Below are 16,238 nucleotides of genomic sequence, written 5' to 3'. Positions count from 1 at the left end.
CAGGACGCCAGGGAGAACGACCGAGCTGGAGTCGTGAGGTCGCGTTCGCGCCAGATCCCCATTGGCGCGAACGCGACCTGCAGGCCTACGCGAGCGAGTCGCGCCAGGCCGTGTGCAGGGCCGCGAACCGGCCCCGCTCACCGATCAGCTCCGCGGGGGAGCCGTCTTCCACCACAATGCCACCATCGAGCACCAGAACGCGGTCCGCGATCAGGACCGTCGACAGGCGGTGGGCGATGATGAACGCCGTCCGGTCGGCCAGCACTGTCTCCAGCGCTGCCTGCACGGCGCGTTCGGTGGGCACGTCCAGGGATGATGTTGCCTCATCCAGGACCAGGACCGCCGGGTCGGCCAGGAAAGCACGCGCGAAAGCGACCATTTGGCGCTGGCCCGCGGACAACCGGCCGCCCCGTTTGCGGACGTCCGTGTCGTAGCCGTCCGGCAGAGCCGCGATGAACTCGTGCGCGCCCAGCTCGGCCGCGGCGGCCTCGATCTCCGCCCGCGACGCCGACGGACGACCCAGGGCGATGTTGTCGGCCACCGAGCCCGAGAACAGGAAGTTCTCCTGCGTCACCATCACCACGGCCTTGCGCAGATCCGTGTCCGCGATCGAACGCAGATCTGTCCCGTCGAGCCGCACCGAGCCGGACGACGGGTCGTAGAAACGGCCTACGAGCTTCGCCACCGTGGTCTTGCCGGCGCCGGTCGCGCCGACCAGGGCCACGGTCTGGCCCGCCGGTACGTCCAGCGTGAAGCGCGGCAGCACCAGCCGGGACGTGCCGGGGTACTGGAACTCCACGTCGGCGAACCGGACGGCACCCCGCGCGTGCGGGAGGGCCACCGGCGACGAAGGTTCCGGCACCGACGGCTTCTCCTCCAGGACGCCGGAGATCTTCTCCAGCGCGGCGGTGGCGGAGGAGTACGAGTTCGCGAACATCGCCAGCTCGTCGAACGGGTCGTAGAAGCGGCGCAGGTACAGCATGAACGCCGCCAGCACGCCCAGTTCGACGGCGCCGTCCGCCACCCGGTAGGCACCCCAGGCGAGGACCACGGCCAGCGACACGTTGCCGATGGCGCGGATCGTCGAGACGAACGTGGCCATGACGCCCAGCGCGTCGGTGTTCGCGTCGCGGAACTGGCCGTTGAAGCCGGACATGATCTGCTCGTTGCGGGGCTGACGACGGAACGCCTGCACCGCGCGGATGCCGTTCATGGACTCCACGAACTGCACGATGATCTTGGCGATCGCGCCGCGCGTGCCCCGGTACGCCTCCATCGAACGGCGGCGGAACCAGCGCCACAGGAAGTACAGCGGAATGAAGCCCGCGATCACGACCGACGCCAGCGGGGCGTCGAGCCAGATCAGGATCACCGCGATGCCCACCACCGACAGCGCGGCGTTGAACAGGCTGTCCAGGCCCTCCTCCAGCAGGTCCTGCAACGCGTCGACGTCGCTGGTCAGCCGGGAGATGACCTTGCCGGACGTGTACGACTCGTGAAAGCCCACCGACAGGCCCTGCGAGTGCCGGAAGATCCGGCCGCGCAGGTCCAGCAGCAGGTCCTGGCCGACGCGGCCGGAGATCCGCAGGAACGCCCAGCGCAGGAACGTCATCAGCAGCGCGCAGACCGCGTAGCCGGCGACGCACCAGATCAGGATCGACGGGCTGCCGCCGACCGCGTCGGGGATGCCCCTGTCGATCGCGGCGGCGATCAGCAGCGGGCCCGCGAGGGCCGCCAGGTTGCCGGTGACGACCGCCGCGATCGCCAGCGACGTGCGGGCGATGTGCGGGCGCAGCAACGAGCCCAGCAGCCTGCGGGACCGTGCCTGCAGGCGCAGGCCCGTCGAGTACGAGATCTCCTCGATCTCCTCGGAGGCGACGCCGCGCCACTCTTCTTCTTCAGCCGCAACGGGTGCGACAACTTCACTCACGACGCCACCTCCTCTTCGACCAGGTCTTCGTCCATGCTGGACAGAAGCCGGCGGTATTCCTCGTTGGTGTCCAACAGTTCCCGGTGCGAGCCGATCGCGGCGATCTTGCCGTCGACCAGCAACGCCACTCGGTCGGCGAGCTGCACGGTCGACGACCGGTGCGCCACGACCAGTGCCGTGGTGTCGCGCAGAACCCTGCGCAGCGCGCCCTCCACCTCGGCCTCGGTGTGGACGTCCAACGCCGACAGCGGGTCGTCCAGCACCAGCACCGCCGGCCTGCCGACGACCGCGCGGGCCAGCGCCAGCCGTTGCCGCTGACCACCGGACAGCGACAGGCCCTGCTCGCCGATCCTGGTCGCGAGACCCCACGGCAGCGCGTCCACGAACTCCTCCGCCTTGGCCACCCGCAACGCCTCGCGCACCTGCGTCTCGGTGACGTTCGGCAGGCCCAGCCCCACGTTCTCGGTGACCGACGCGGAGAACAGCACGGGTTCCTCGAACGCGGTGCCCACGACGGTCCGCAGGTCCTCCAGCGAGAGGTCCCGCACGTCGGCGCCGTCGATCGTGATCCGGCCACCGGTCACGTCCGCGAGCCGCGGCACCAGCGCGGTCAGCGTCGTCTTGCCCGACCCCGTCGCGCCGACCAGCGCCAGCGTCTCACCGGGACGCAGGTCGAGGTCGATGCCGGACAGCACCTCGCGGCCGTCGTCGAACGCGAACCGCACGCCCTCGAAACGAACGTGCCCGCGCAGCGGTGCAGGCAGCGGCGCGGGCGAGGCGGGGCCGGTGATCGTGACGGGGGAGTCGATGACCTCCCAGTAGCGTTCCAGCGCCGAGGCGGCCTGGTTCGTCTCCGCCAGCAGCCAGCCGATGGAGTCGATGGGCCAGCGCAGGTACGCGCTCACCGCGACCGCCGCGACCAGCGTGCCGACCGTCATCCAACCGTTCACGATGCCGATCGCGCCGACGCCGAGCATGCCCGCGATCGACAGCTCCGGCAGCACGATCAGCACCGACCACAGCGCGGCCAGGATCGAGATCTTGTTCAGCTCGGTCGCCCGCAGCTCCCGCGCCTGCGCCAGGAACCGCTTCGAGAGCTCCGGCCCGCGCCCGAACGCCTTGAGCACCCGGATGCCGAGCACCGACTCCTCGACGGTCGTGGTCAGGTCGCCCGCCTGGTCCTGCGCCCGCCGCGCGACGATCTTGAACTTCGACTCGAAGAAGTACGAGATGACGATCAACGGAAGCGCGCCGCACAGCGACACGATCAGCAGCCACGGCGAGAGCGCCGCGATGATCCCCAGCCCGATGAACACGACCACGGTGTTGACGATCAGGAACACGACCGCGAACGCCACGAACCGCCGCACGGTCGTGAGGTCGTTCGTGGCGCGGGACAACAGCTGACCGGACTGCCACCGGTCGTGGAACGCCACCGGCAGCCGCTGAAGATGCTGGTACAGGTCGAACCGCATGCGCGCCTCGACCTCCGCCGCCGGCTTGGCGACGATCTTGCGCCGTAGGTAGAACAATGCCGCCTCGCCGAGCCCGAGCACCAGCACGCCCAGGATCAGCCACGGCAGCGGACCGGTCTGCTTGTTCTGAATCGGACCATCGACGATGCGCTGCGTCAGCAGCGGGATGCCAAGACCACACAGCATCGCGAGCATCGTCGCCGACAGCACGACAGTCATCCGTGCGCGGTGCGGCCGCACGTACGGCCACAACCTTCGCAAGGTCCTGATTGTCGAGTTTCGTTGATCGCTCACGCGATGAGCCCCCTCCAGGTCGTCTCCAAAGTACGAAGTCAGACCCGTCTTCAGCATCCGGTTTTTCTCCCCACCGGAGGGTGCAGGCTCGACTTAGGTCGAGGTCAAGGGCACGATGACCACCATGACGCGGTTTCTGCGGACCGAGCAGACGATGGCGTTTCCACACGGACGGCTCATCGCCTCACTCGACGGAATGAACTACGTCCTCGCCCCGGACGGCTGGGATCACCTGGCCGGTCCCCGCCCGAGACACGCGATGCTCGTCTCCCGCGAGGACGCCGAGGACTGGTGCGAACGCGAGGGCTGGGACCTGAACCTGCTGGACCAGGTACCGGTCACTTCCTGAAGGTGAACAGGCCGACCAGCCCGTAGGCGACGGCCGCGAGCAACGCCTCGGCGTGGTGCCGGTTGGCGAACCACCCGATGACGGGTTCGTGCACCTTGAAGTAGAGCCCGACGCCCAGCACGATCGGCCCGAGCAGGATGATCGGCCACACCGGCCGCACCCCGAAGACCCACAGGATCGGCCCGGCCAGCACCAGCGACGACACGAGCGCGAGTGGCAACCCGATCAGCACGAGCAGCAGGAACGCCGACATCGACGTGCTGTCGAGCCACGACTTGAGGAAGCCCGACTCGTACGCCCACGTCCACCCGAGCACCAGCCCGGCGCCGACGGCCATCGACAGGACGACCCGGAACAACAGCCGGCGTCCCGTCCTGCCCGTCTTGCCCGCGGTGCTCTGCTCTGTCACGCCACCCACCGTAACCAGCGTCACCACGCGAGCCAAGGCGTTGGCGCAGGCTCCTACCGTCGCGAAGATGACAGTTTGAACCCGGTGAGCGCTCCCGCGAGTGCGTAGGCAACGCACGGAACGATCACATACATGGTCGCCATGAACCGATGCGCGTCTTCCTGATACATGTCCAGGCGGAAGATCCTGACGTAGATGACCGCCAGGAACAGCAGGAACCACAACCCGCTTCCGGCCCCCGCCGCCCACCAGCCGCGTTCTGCTCGCATCACCCGGAACCCCACGTGGATCAGCACCGCGGCCACGATCATCCAGAACGCGAAGACAGGCCCGACGGTCAGCGGGAACCCGGCACCACAGCCGGTGCGCCCAGGCCCGCCGTTGCAGTACCTCGTGAGCGTTTCCAGGGTCAGCAGAAATCCGGCGCCGACGACCGTTCCGACAACGGCCCCCAGAGCCGTGCGCGACAACATGCGCCCAGAGCTACCCGATCAAGGCCCGCGAAAGCCCGATCTTCACGAACCCTCCACAGCACCTTCACCGCGCGGAGGGTTCGTGAGCACGGCGATCAACGCGTACAGCGCGGCGAACACGGCGAAGGCCAGAAAGGTCGTCCCCAGCAACAGGATCATCGCGACCACCGCCATGAGGGTCGCGGGCACGGCCACCAGCCATGCCCGCGACACGCTCAGCGAACGCAGTGCGATCCCACCCACGACCGCCCCGGCCACCGCGAACACCGGAGTGGCGATCACGAAGGCGCCGAGACAGCCCCAGTCGTCCTTCGAGCAGACCGCGCCCGAAGCGAGGAGCTCGAACATTCCCCACCAGGCCAGCCCGAGGAGTGCACCCACTCCGGCAGCCAGCGCGACACGACGTCCCACGGTGTCAGCGTCTCACTCAGCGGTTCGACCGCACGCCCAGTAAAACGTCTTCCCACGAAGGGACGATGGGGTGGTTCTTCTTCCCCCGCTTCGGAGGAGGGTCCTTGCGCACCGGCTTCTCCGCCGCGGGCTCCTGCTCCGTCTTCACCGGCGGTGGAGGCGGGGCAGGCGCGGGCTCCGGCTCAGGCAGCTTCTCCTGAGCCGGCTTCTCGGCCACGACAGGTGCCGCCACGGGGGCGGGCGCCTGAGCGGGAACCGGCACGGGTGCGGGCTCCTCGGCAACGGGCGCGGGGGCCGCGGGAAGGACCGGGGTCGTTTCCAGGGCCTGCCGTGCCAGCTGCGTCACCGGCCGCACCGTGCGCAGCGTGCGGTTCGGGTTCGGGTCCATCAGGTCGACGGCGGCGTCGTCCAGAGCCGTCACCGTGCCGCCCTGCGCACCGGGGTGGAACGCCCAGTGCGCGCGGTTCTCCGAGCGACCGGTCTTCCACTGCAGCTGCACGATCCAGCGGTTGTCGTCGCCGCGCCACGCGTCCCACTTGGTGTCGGACAGGTCGTGTCCGCGCAGGCCGAACGAGTGCGCGACGACCTCGCCGAGCGTCTGCACGTCCGGGCCGTCCTCACGGACCGGGTGCGCGCGCTGGGCCAGGTCGGCCGTGCGCGAACGCTCCAGCAGAACGGGGTAGGCGAAGCGCTCGATGCGGTGCGTCGGCATGCCGGCTGCGGCCGCGACCTGCTCGATCGACTCGCCGGCGCGGATGCGGGCCTGGATCTCCCGGGGCCGCATGAGGGCCTCGCCCGATTCGATCTGCATCTGGCCGAGGCGCGCGAGATCACCGCGCAGGGCAGCCCGAAGGCGCTCGTCTGCGGGGAGCGTGAAGCGCTCGCCGCGGTTTTCGGGGTCCTCGAGGATGACGGACTTGCCGTCCTCGTCGAGCCCGATGACTCGCAGCGCTCGCATCGTGGCCTCCCTGAATTCGCACCTCGCCAGCAGACAACGTTAGGACAACGAGCCGTCCTTGCGTGGGAGACTCGCCGATATCTCTACGTGATCTTGCCAGTTCACGAGGCCTGTCGCACGCCCGTTTCCGGAAGGTTCACCTGGACCACCAGTCCGCCTCCCCCGTTCGGGCGAGCCTTGGCCGAACCCTGATGAGCCTTCGCCACGGACTGCACGATCGACAGGCCGAGGCCCGATCCGGCGGTCCCGGTGCGGTCGCGGAGCCGGCGAAAAGGCTCGAACAATCCGGGTACTGCCTGGGCAGGCACGGTGGGGCCGGTGTTGGTGATGATCAGTTCTTGATCAAGCCGGACCGACACGGAGCCGCCCGGCTTGTTGTAGAGGACGGCGTTGCGCAACAGGTTGCCGACGAGCTGGGCAAGTAGGACGGGATCGCCGTCCACCAGATACCTGCGAGTCTGAACCGCAAACGTGACGTTCTTCTCCGAAGCCAGTGCCGCGCACGACTCGATTTCGTCGTCGATCACCTCGTCCAGCCACACCAGCTCACGCGTGGCGAGCCCGCGATCACTGCGAGCGAGCAGCAGCAGCCCGTCGATGAGCTTCTCGCTGCGCTCGTTGGTGTCGAGCAGGTGCGTGCCGAGCCTGCGGGTCTCGTCGGTCACGTTCGGGTCGGCCATCGCGACCTCGATCAGCGTCCGTTGCACGGCCAACGGCGTGCGCAGCTCGTGCGAGGCGTTAGCGACGAACCGCTTCTGGCTGTCGAACGACGACGCGAGCCGGTCGAGCATGCCGTCGAACGTGTCCGCGAGCTCCTTGAGCTCGTCCGGCGGCCCGTCCAGCTCGATGCGCTGGTCCAGCCGTTCCGCCTCCAGCCGGTGCGCGGTCGTGGTGATCGAGTGCAACGGTGCCAGCACGCGTCCGGCCACCACCCAGCCGAGCCAGACGGCGATCACCGCGGCCACCAGCAACGCGATGATCGACTGCCACAGGACCGTGCTCATCGTGCTCGCTTTGATCTGCTCGCCGGTGAACACCGCGGTGTCGGTCGGAAGCTCCCCCGCCGCGACCGCCGTGTAGCCGGAGTACGGGTCGACCAGCTCCGACGGCACCGTCCTGGCCATCGCCACGCCGTCGCCCGGCGTCCACTCGGCGAGCAGCCAGTAGTTGAGCGCGATCAGCGCGATGCCCGCGATCAGGAACACCCCGGCGTACCAGGCCGTCAGCCTGGTCCGGAGCGTCACGAGCCGAACCGGTAGCCGGCGCCGGGCACGGTCTGGATGACCTGAGGCGCGCCCAGCTTGCGGCGCAGCGTCATCACCGCCACCCGCACGGCGTTGGTGAACGGGTCCGCGTGCTCGTCCCAGGCCTTCTCCAGCAGTTCCTCGGGACTCACCACGTTGCCCTCCGCTCGCATCAGCACTTCCAGCACGGCGAACTCCTTGGGAGACAAAGGCAGGAACGTCCCGTCCCGCGACGCCTGGTGCCGCGGCAGGTCCAGCGTCACGCCCGCCCGTTCGAGCACCGGCGGCAAGGCAGGACGAGCCCGCCGGCCCAGCGCCTGCACGCGGGCCACGAGCTCGGCGAACGCGAACGGCTTGGTCAGGTAGTCGTCGGCACCGAGCCCGAGCCCGGCCACCCGATCGTCCACATCGGCCGCCGCCGTCAGCATCAGCACCCGTGCCTCGCCGCCGGTCGCGTGCACCGCCTTGCACACCTCGTCACCGTGCACGAGGGGCAGGTCGCGGTCGAGCACCACGACGTCGTACGCGTGCACCCCTACCCGCTCCAACGCCGCTTCGCCGTCGTAACAGACGTCGACCGCCATCGAGAACCTGCGCAACCCCTCGGCGATCGTGTCCGCGAGCAGCTGTTCGTCCTCGACCACCAGCACACGCATGACACCTATTTTCCGCGCAACGGGCATAAGCGCCGGATAAGGCCTTTCGCTTAACGCCGCCGAATGACGCCCTCCGTAGACCTGTCCCCATGAAATCCACCATCGCAGTGTTGCTGGGCCTGCTCCTGGCGCTCACCGCCTGCGGGTCGAAAGAGCAGCCGGCCGGGGCTCAGAAGGACGAGAAGGGCGACATGCTCAAGTTCGCCCAGTGCATGCGGAACAACGGTGTCGACATTCCGGACCCGCAGACGAGCGAGGACGGCGCGGGCATCGCGATCCAGGCTCCTGGCGACGGCGCTCCCATCGACGAGGAGAAGATGAAGACCGCCCACGAGGCCTGCAAGGAGCACCTGCCCAACGGTGGCGAGATGAAGCCGCCGTCGCCGGAAGAGCAGGACAAGGCGCGTCAACAGGCGAAGTGCATGCGGGACAAGGGTTACAACTGGCCGGACCCGAAGTTCGAAGGCGGCGGCACGGCCGAGGTCCAGGAACTGCCCGACCTGGAGGACGACAAGGTCAAGCAGGACATGAAGGACTGCGGCATGGGCGAGTTCACCATCTCGAGGCCGGTCGGATGAAGCGCCGCGTGAACAGGAAGATCGTCGTCGCCGCGCTCGTCGCCGCCGTGGTGCTCGGCACCGGTGGGGTCGTCGTCCTCACCAGAATCGCGTCCAACCAGGCCAACGCCGCACCGCTGCAGAACGACCCGTCGAAGACCACAGAGGTCAAGAAGACGAACCTGGCCGACCAGCAGTCGGTGACCGGCCAGCTCGGTTACGGCGCGGAACGAGCGCTGGCCAGCCGGAAAAGTGGCACCATCACGGGACTGCCGAACCAGGGCGCTGTCATCGACCAGGGCAAACCGGTGTTCCACTCGGACGCCAAACCCGTGCCGCTGTTCTACGGCACGATGCCGCTCTACCGCGACCTCGAGTCGGGCATGTCGAACGGACCCGATGTCAAGGTGGTGGAGGAGAACCTCGCCGCTCTGGGGTTCAAGGACTTCGGTGCCCCCGACGAGAAGTTCACCTACTACACGGCCACCGCGCTGAAGAAGTGGCAGAAGGCCAACGGCCTGGAGCAGAACGGAAAGCTCGGCTCCGGTGACGTGATCGTCCAACCTGGGGCGATCCGCGTCTCCTCGCTGAACGCCCAGCTCGGCGCACCCGCCGGCGGCGACCTGATGAAGGTCACCGGCACCGAACGCGCGGTGACCGTCGAACTGGAACAGTCCAAGCAGCGCCTCGCCAAGCAGGGCGAGAAGGTCGAGCTGTCGATCACCGGCGGCAAGCCCACCACGGGAACGATCACCGGCATCACCCGCAACCCCGGCGACCCGAACCAGGGCCAGAAGCCGAAGATCGTGCTGACGATCTCCGTCGACGACCCCAAGGCCGTCGAGGGCATCGAGTCCGGCAGCGTCACCGCGCTCTTCACGGTGTCGAAGAAGCAGAACGTGCTCGCGGTCCCGATCGGCGCGCTGCTCGCGTTGAGCGAGGGCGGCTACGGCGTGGTCACCGAGGACGGCAAGACCATCCCGGTCACCGTCGGCATCTTCGCCAAGGGCCAGGTCGAGGTGCAGGGCGAGGGCCTGCGCGAGGGCATGAAGGTGGTGACCACCGAGTGATCACCGTCGACCACGCGAGCCGGACGTATCCCGGCGGTGTGCAGGCGTTGCGCGACGTCTCCCTGACCGTCGGGGGCGGGGAGATGCTCGCGATCGTGGGACCGTCCGGCTCGGGGAAGTCGACGCTGCTGCACCTGATGGGCACGCTCGACAAGCCCACGACGGGCACGGTCGAGATCGACGGCAACGACATCTCCACCTTGTCCGACAACGCCTTGTCGGCACTGCGGGCGCGCACGATCGGGTTCGTGTTCCAGCAGTTCTTCCTCACCGACGGGCTGTCCGCCATCGAGAACGTCGCCTCCGGACTCGTCTACGCCGGCGTGCCGCGTTCCAAGCGACGGGCGTTGGCCATGTCCGCTTTGGACAGAGTCGGACTGATCCACCGCGCGCTGCACAAGCCGCACGAGCTGTCCGGTGGTGAACGTCAGCGGGTCGCGATCGCGCGGGCCGTGGTGAACACGCCGGGGATCCTGCTGGCCGACGAGCCGACCGGGAACCTCGACACGCAGAACGGTGCCGGAGTGCTGGAGTTGTTGGAGAGCCTCAACTCCGACGGCACGACGATCGTGCTGATCACGCACGACCGGGACATCGCGGCCTGGGCGCCGCGCCGCGTCGAGGTGCGGGACGGAGTGATCGTGTGATCGACCTCCTCCGCCTCGGGTTCTTCGGCATGCGGACCCGCCCGATCCGCGCCGTGCTCTCCGCACTGGGCATCGCGATCGGCATCGCCGCGGTGGTCGCGGTCGTCGGCATCCCGGCCTCCAGTGCGGCGGCTCTCAAGGAGAAGATGTCCAAGCTGGGCACCAACCTCCTGACCGCCGCGCCCGGCCAGGACTTCTTCGGCCAGGACGCGAAGCTGCCGGAGACGGCGGTGCCGATGGCCAAGCGGATCGGCGCGGTGTCGGCGGCCAGTGCCACCGGCAAGCTCTCCGCGAGCGTCCGCAAGAACGACCTCGTGCCGACGAGCGACACGCTCGGGTTGCAGGTGCAGGCGGCGGAGAAGGACCTGTTGAAGGTGCTGGGCGCCGAGGTCCGCGAGGGCCGGTGGCTGTTGCCGGGCGAGAAGTCGGTGGTGCTCGGGGGCACCGCGGCCTCGCGCCTCGGCATCGACAAGCCGGGTGTGCAGCTGTGGATCGACGGGCAGTGGTTCACCGTGGTCGGCATCCTCGGGCCGCTGCCGCTCGCACCGGAGATCGACAGGTCCGCGCTGGTCGGCTGGGACGCGGCCAAGGAGGCGTTCGGGTTCGAGGGCAACGCGAACACGGTCTACGTGCGCACGTCACCGGATCAGGTCGACAACGTCCGCAACCTGCTCGGGCCGACGTTGAACCCGCAGAAGCCCAACGAGGTCAAGGTTTCCCGGCCGTCCGAGGCGCTCGAAGCGCAGCAGCTGGCCGAGAGTTCCTACAACGCGCTGTTCCTGGGCTTGGGCGGAGTCGCGTTGTTGGTGGGTGGCGTCGGCGTGGCGAACACGATGGTGATCTCGGTGCTGGAACGGCGCAGGGAGATCGGTCTGCGGCGGGCGCTCGGGGCGACCCGGCGGCAGATCAGATGGCAGTTCCTCACCGAGTCGGTGTTGCTGTCCGGTCTTGGTGGACTGGTCGGTGTGATCGTGGGAATCGCGGTCACGGCCGGATATTCGATCAGTCAGCAATGGCCCGCGGCACTGCCGTGGCCGGCCCTGCTCGGGGGAGTGGGCTCGGCGATCCTCATCGGCGCCATCGCCGGCGTCTATCCCGCGGTGCGGGCGGCACGTCAGTCGCCCACGGAAGCACTTGCCTGAAAAGCCCTGGGGTGCACCGAGAACTCATCGGTGCACCCCAGGCTGCTGTCTTCGTCAGGGAGTCAGAGCTGGCCGACGACCCAGTCGATCGCCTCGGTCAGGATCGTGACGTCGTTCGGCTCGATGGCCGGGAACATCGCGACGCGCAGCTGGTTCTTGCCGAGCTTGCGGTACGGCTCGACGTCCACGATTCCGTTGGCGCGCAACACCTTCGCCACGACAGCCGCGTCGACGTCGTCGGTGAAGTTGATCGTGCCGACGACCTGCGAGCGGTCAGCGGCCTTCTCGACGTACGGCGTGGTGTACGCGGTCTTCTCGGCCCAGCCGTACAGGCGGTCCGAGGAGTCCTTGGTGCGCGCGACGGACCAGTCGAGGCCGCCGTTGCCGTTGATCCAGTCGATCTGGTGCGCCAGCAGGAAGAGCGTGGCGACCGACGGCGTGTTGTACGTCTGGTCCTTCGTGGAGTTGTCGAGCGCGGTCGGCAGCGACAGGAACTCCGGCACCCAGCGGTCCTTGAGCTCCTCGACGCGGGCGAGCGCGGCGGGCGACATCAGCGCGAGCCACAGGCCGCCGTCCGAGGCGAACGACTTCTGCGGCGCGAAGTAGTAGACGTCGAAGTCCTCGGCCATGACCGGCAGGCCACCGGCAGCGGACGTCGCGTCGATCGCGATCAGCGCGTCGCCGGAGCCCTCGATGCGGGTGACGGGCATCGCGACACCGGTCGAGGTCTCGTTCTGCGCCCAGCCGACCAGGTCGGCGCCCTCGGCGTAGAACAGCTCGGGCGTGGTGCCCGGCTCGGCCTTGGTGACCAGGGAGTCCTTCAGGAACGGCGCGGTCTGCGTGACCTTCGCGAACTTGGAGGAGAACTCGCCGTTGGTGAAGTGCTGCGCGGCCTCGCGGACCAGGCCGAACGACGCCGCGTCCCAGAACGCCGTGGTGCCACCGTTGCCGAGCACGACCTCGTAGCCGTCCGGCAGCTGGAACAGCTCGCGCAGTCCGGAGCGGACGCGGCCGACGAGGTTCTTGACGGGCTTCTGCCGGTGGGACGTGCCGAGCAGCGCCGCACCCTCGGACGCGAGAGCCGCGACGGCCTCGGGACGCACCTTGGACGGTCCACAGCCGAAGCGGCCGTCAGACGGCTTGAGCTCGGCGGGAAGCACCAACGAGGTCGGATCGGCGGTCTGGGTCATGTGGTCACGCCTCCGGGGCGATTGACGAGCTTCAGGGACCTGACCGGCGCCGTTGCCGGAGTTCACAGTGTTGCAGGCCGGTGGCCGGGAGGTGACAGCCGGGTGTCCTGGGTCACTGCAACATGCCGCGATCCATCGCCGTCGTCACCGCCGCTGTGCGGTCCGACACCCCGAGCTTGTTGAACACCCGCAACAGGTGAGTCTTCACGGTCGCCTCGGAGATGAACAACGTCCTTCCGATCTCGACGTTGGACATCCCCTTGGCCACCAACTTCAGCACCTCGGCCTCGCGTGCCGATAGAGGGGGAGTGCGCACCTGCCCGACGACCTTCGCGACCATCGACGGCGCCAGCACGGTCTCCCCGCGCGCCGCCGCACGGATCGCCGCGATGAGGTCCTCGGTCGTCGAGTCCTTGAGCAGGTACCCGGACGCACCGGCCTCGACCGCGCGAAGAATGTCCGAATCGGTCTCGTACGTCGTGAGGACCAGAACGCGCGGCCCGGTTCCGGCGATCTTCGCGGTGGCGGCCACACCGTCCATTTCGGGCATTCGCAGGTCCATCAGCACGACGTCCGGCTTCAGCAGGGCGGCCTGAGCGATCGCCTCCTGGCCCGAACCGGCATCACCGACGACCTCCAGGTCGTCCGCGACGAGCATTCCCTTCAAGCCCTGACGCACCACGGGATGGTCGTCCACCAGCAGAATCCTGATCACAGCGGCACCTCCACCAGCACGGACGCCCCCTCGTCAGAAGACAGCGAGAGCGTCCCACCCACCTGTTCCAGCCTCGCACGCATGCCCCGCAGGCCGAAGCCCTCCGGCGCGTCCCCGAACCCGCGCCCGTCGTCGCGCACCTCCAGCGAGACGCCGTCCTCGTCGAACCTCATCACCACGTCGACCCGCGAGGCCCCGGAGTGCCGCGCGACGTTGGTCAGCGCCTCCTGGACGGTCCGCAGCAGCACCACCTCGGCCGAGGTCTGCAGGCCCACCGGATCGCCGATGACCCGGAAGGAGGACTCCAGCTCCACGCCGTTCACCAACCGCCGCAACGCGTCCTCCAACGTCGAACCGTCCAAAGGCGACGGTGAGTTGGAGGCGACCAGGGCCCGTGCCTCGCGGAGGTTCTCCCGCGCCGTCCGCAACGCCAGCTCGACGTCGGGCTGCGCGCCCTGCAGCAGCGTGATGATCGACGTGAAGCCCTGGGCCAGCGTGTCGTGGATCTCGCCAGCCCAGCGGGCCCGTTCGGCCTCGATGGTGAGCGCCTCGATCCGGTGGAGCAGCTCGGCGCGTTGCCTGCTCTGCTCGGACATGCGGCTGATCGCCCAGCCGAACGCCTGGGAGAAGGCGATGATCAACAATGCGGCCGGCCACGGCAGCGCGGGCACGGCACCCGCGGCCCAGGTCAGGATCTGCGGCGTGAACACGAACAGCGCCATCGGCCAGAACGCCCACGCGACCGGCAGGACCATGTAGATCTGCGGGACCAGGCCGAACAGGGCGAAGGTCGCGTTGCCGCTGAACCAGACCGCCGGGGCGAACGTGGCGAGCGAGCCGGCCGCGTAGATCAACCCGTGCCAGTCGTCGTCCCCGCTCGTGACCAGCTTCTTGCCGTAGAACAGGAACCACAGGCCGTTCAAGGACAACAACCCCGCCGCCGACAGCCGGTCGGCGAGGGTGTTGTTGTCGATCAGGATCAGCACGAGCGCGGTGGCCTGGGTGATCGCGAACAGCACGTACCAGGTGATCAGCGACTGGTGTTGCTCCACTTGAAAGTCCTGCTGACGAGCACCAGGCCCACGATCGTCCACGCTCCCAGCACCAGCGCGATCTTGCCGAGCTCCCATGATCCCGCCGCCTCCATCACCGCGTAGCCGTCGTTCAGCGCGAACACCGACCGGAAACCCTGACACACCCACTTCAGCGGGAAGAGCGAACCCACCGTGCGCAGCGACTCCGGCAGCATCGTCTGCGCGATGAAAACACCGCTGAGGAACTGCAGCACGATGTACGGCAGGTTCAGCACGCCCGCGGCGTTCCGGGTGGACTTCGCGATCGCGCTCAGCGCCACACCGATCAGCGAGCACGAGATGACGCCGAGCGTGAACACCCAGGCGAACGTCAGCCACTTCTCCGCACTCGACGGCAGCTCGACGTCGAACCGCCACACGGCCACGACCATCAGCAGCGCGGCCTCGAACAGGCTCGACACGAAGACCAGGACGATCTTGCCGATGAAGTAGGACGTGAACGGCATCGGCGTGCCGCGCAGGCGCTTGAGCGTGCCGTCCTCACGGTCGGCCACGACGCTCATGCCGAGCCCGACGAACGACGTCGAGATGATGCCGGCGCCGATCATGCTGGCCGCGAACATCTGGCCGGCGGCGGCCTCGCGCACGTACACGGTGCCGAGCAACAGCATCAGCAGCGCCGGCAACGAGATCGTGAAGATGAGGTTTTCCTTCTGCCGGAAGAACTCCCGCAGCTCGGTCGCACCCCTCGCGAGACCGAGTGACAGGGTTCCGGGCAACGTTGCGGTGGTCACGCGATCAGCTCCAGGTAGACGTCTTCCAGCGACGGGCGGGTGACGGTGAGTTCGGCGAGCTCGCCGTGCCTCGACAGCTCGGCGATCGTCTTGGTGGGCTCGGAGGTGCGAATCTCCTGGTAGCCCCGGTCGGAGAGCCAGCGCACGGTCGCGTCGGCGTGAGCCCGGCCGCCGAGCGTCTGCGGCGCGCCCTCGGCGACGATCCGGCCGCCCGCGAGCACCGCCACGCGGTCGGCGAGCGCCTCGGCCTCGTCCAGGTAGTGCGTGGTCAGCAGGATCGTGGTGCCCTCGGCGGCCAGCCGCTTGATCAGGCTCCAGAACTGGCGGCGCGCCTCGGGGTCGAAGCCGGTGGTCGGCTCGTCCAGGAACATCAGTTCCGGACGGCCGATGATGCCGAGCGCCACGTCCAGGCGGCGTCGCTGACCACCGGAGAGCGTGCTGCCGCGGGACTTGGCCTTCTCGGTGAGCCCGACGAGGTCGATGACCTCTTCCGGGTCACGCGGGTTCGCGTAGTACCTGGCGTAGTGGTGCACGGCCTCGCGCACCGTCAGCGTGGCGGCGTCGGTCGCGCTCTGCAGGACGATGCCGAGCTTCGAACGCCACTCCCGGCCGCCCTTGGCCGGGTCGACGCCCAGCACGCTGACCTCGCCCGCGTCCCGGTCGCGGTGACCCTCCAGGATCTCGACGCTGGTGGTCTTGCCGGCGCCGTTCGGGCCGAGCACCGCGAAGACCTCACCGCGGGCGACGTCGAGGTCCACCCCTGCCACCGCCTGGTGGTCCTTGTAGGCCTTCTTGAGGCCCCTCACTCGGATCGCGTTCATGGGGAGAATCCTGCGTTTTCGAGGGGTTCTCGCGGGACGACCGCACCGCTGACCCCGGTTGTCAACCGG

18 protein-coding genes are annotated in these 16,238 nt (G+C 68.6%); 5 read left to right on the top strand and 13 right to left on the bottom strand.

Annotated elements, in window-relative coordinates:
- Nucleotides 1–85: 85 nt before the first annotated feature.
- Nucleotides 86–1,930, bottom strand: a complete 1,845-nt coding sequence (locus BM417_RS40625) for an ABC transporter ATP-binding protein (RefSeq protein ID WP_093605435.1) — start codon at nucleotides 1,928–1,930, stop codon at nucleotides 86–88.
- Nucleotides 1,927–3,666 (bottom strand): ABC transporter ATP-binding protein, encoded by a 1,740-nt coding sequence (locus tag BM417_RS40620; RefSeq protein ID WP_245822631.1) that lies wholly within the window; start codon nucleotides 3,664–3,666, stop codon nucleotides 1,927–1,929. Before BM417_RS40620 ends, BM417_RS40625 begins: the two co-directional genes overlap by 4 nt.
- Before the next feature lie 157 nt (nucleotides 3,667–3,823).
- On the opposite strand from BM417_RS40620, the gene BM417_RS40615 reads away from it, so the two are divergent.
- A complete protein-coding gene (locus BM417_RS40615; RefSeq protein WP_245822629.1) occupies nucleotides 3,824–4,048 on the top strand; it encodes a hypothetical protein in 225 nt (74 codons plus the stop codon).
- Here BM417_RS40615 and BM417_RS40610 read toward each other — a convergent pair.
- The 6 genes from BM417_RS40610 to BM417_RS40585 form a co-directional block, all read right to left on the bottom strand.
- Nucleotides 4,038–4,457: a hypothetical protein gene (locus BM417_RS40610; protein WP_143139011.1), complete on the bottom strand. Its 420-nt coding sequence runs from the start codon at nucleotides 4,455–4,457 to the stop codon at nucleotides 4,038–4,040. The genes BM417_RS40615 and BM417_RS40610 overlap by 11 nt on opposite strands.
- Nucleotides 4,458–4,510: 53 nt before the next feature.
- Nucleotides 4,511–4,930: a hypothetical protein gene (locus BM417_RS40605; RefSeq protein WP_093605432.1), complete on the bottom strand. Its 420-nt coding sequence runs from the start codon at nucleotides 4,928–4,930 to the stop codon at nucleotides 4,511–4,513.
- Nucleotides 4,931–4,972: 42 nt separating this feature from the next.
- On the bottom strand, nucleotides 4,973–5,341 hold the full coding sequence (locus BM417_RS40600) for a hypothetical protein (RefSeq protein WP_143139010.1): 369 nt from the start codon (nucleotides 5,339–5,341) through the stop codon (nucleotides 4,973–4,975).
- Between the two features lie 16 nt (nucleotides 5,342–5,357).
- Nucleotides 5,358–6,299 carry a septation protein SepH gene (gene sepH, locus BM417_RS40595; RefSeq protein ID WP_093605430.1) on the bottom strand — a complete coding sequence of 314 codons (942 nt, stop codon included), beginning with the start codon at nucleotides 6,297–6,299 and terminating at the stop codon, nucleotides 5,358–5,360.
- Nucleotides 6,300–6,400: 101 nt separating this feature from the next.
- On the bottom strand, nucleotides 6,401–7,543 hold the full coding sequence (locus tag BM417_RS40590; protein WP_093605429.1) for a sensor histidine kinase: 1,143 nt from the start codon (nucleotides 7,541–7,543) through the stop codon (nucleotides 6,401–6,403).
- Complete coding sequence (locus tag BM417_RS40585) at nucleotides 7,540–8,199, bottom strand: response regulator transcription factor (protein WP_093605428.1); 660 nt, start codon at nucleotides 8,197–8,199, stop codon at nucleotides 7,540–7,542. The genes BM417_RS40590 and BM417_RS40585 overlap by 4 nt, the downstream gene beginning before the upstream one ends.
- Before the next feature lie 89 nt (nucleotides 8,200–8,288).
- Between BM417_RS40585 and BM417_RS40580 the strand changes: the two genes are divergently transcribed.
- The 4 genes from BM417_RS40580 to BM417_RS40565 are packed head-to-tail and all read left to right on the top strand — an operon-like array spanning nucleotide 8,289 to nucleotide 11,615.
- On the top strand, nucleotides 8,289–8,777 hold the full coding sequence (locus tag BM417_RS40580) for a hypothetical protein (RefSeq protein ID WP_143139009.1): 489 nt from the start codon (nucleotides 8,289–8,291) through the stop codon (nucleotides 8,775–8,777).
- Between the two features lie 8 nt (nucleotides 8,778–8,785).
- The gene (locus BM417_RS40575) at nucleotides 8,786–9,826 is read left to right on the top strand and encodes a peptidoglycan-binding domain-containing protein (RefSeq protein WP_245822627.1); all 1,041 of its coding nucleotides are present in this window, start codon (nucleotides 8,786–8,788) and stop codon (nucleotides 9,824–9,826) included.
- A complete protein-coding gene (locus tag BM417_RS40570; protein ID WP_245822626.1) occupies nucleotides 9,823–10,473 on the top strand; it encodes an ABC transporter ATP-binding protein in 651 nt (216 codons plus the stop codon). The genes BM417_RS40575 and BM417_RS40570 overlap by 4 nt, the downstream gene beginning before the upstream one ends.
- Before the next feature lie 29 nt (nucleotides 10,474–10,502).
- Nucleotides 10,503–11,615: an ABC transporter permease gene (locus BM417_RS40565; protein WP_093605516.1), complete on the top strand. Its 1,113-nt coding sequence runs from the start codon at nucleotides 10,503–10,505 to the stop codon at nucleotides 11,613–11,615.
- Between the two features lie 62 nt (nucleotides 11,616–11,677).
- On the opposite strand, the gene serC is transcribed toward BM417_RS40565, so the two are convergent.
- The 5 genes from serC to BM417_RS40540 all read right to left on the bottom strand — a co-directional run bounded on the left by serC (nucleotide 11,678) and on the right by BM417_RS40540 (nucleotide 16,169).
- Entirely contained in the window at nucleotides 11,678–12,805 is a 1,128-nt protein-coding gene (serC, locus tag BM417_RS40560) for a phosphoserine transaminase (RefSeq protein ID WP_093605425.1), read from the bottom strand.
- A 112-nt stretch (nucleotides 12,806–12,917) separates the two neighbouring features.
- Complete coding sequence (locus BM417_RS40555; protein ID WP_093605424.1) at nucleotides 12,918–13,520, bottom strand: response regulator; 603 nt, start codon at nucleotides 13,518–13,520, stop codon at nucleotides 12,918–12,920.
- Nucleotides 13,517–14,572: a sensor histidine kinase gene (locus tag BM417_RS40550; RefSeq protein ID WP_177320885.1), complete on the bottom strand. Its 1,056-nt coding sequence runs from the start codon at nucleotides 14,570–14,572 to the stop codon at nucleotides 13,517–13,519. Before BM417_RS40550 ends, BM417_RS40555 begins: the two co-directional genes overlap by 4 nt.
- A complete protein-coding gene (locus BM417_RS40545; protein ID WP_093605422.1) occupies nucleotides 14,551–15,348 on the bottom strand; it encodes an ABC transporter permease in 798 nt (265 codons plus the stop codon). Before BM417_RS40545 ends, BM417_RS40550 begins: the two co-directional genes overlap by 22 nt.
- Nucleotides 15,345–16,169, bottom strand: coding sequence for an ABC transporter ATP-binding protein (locus tag BM417_RS40540; RefSeq protein WP_093605421.1), 825 nt, complete (start codon nucleotides 16,167–16,169; stop codon nucleotides 15,345–15,347). The genes BM417_RS40545 and BM417_RS40540 overlap by 4 nt, the downstream gene beginning before the upstream one ends.
- Between the last annotated feature and the right edge of the window lie 69 nt (nucleotides 16,170–16,238).

Origin of the sequence: Lentzea waywayandensis (assembly GCF_900115955.1) — a bacterium.
Classification (GTDB): Bacteria; Actinomycetota; Actinomycetes; order Mycobacteriales; family Pseudonocardiaceae; genus Lentzea; species Lentzea waywayandensis.
This window is presented reverse-complemented; position numbering and strand designations above follow the sequence as displayed.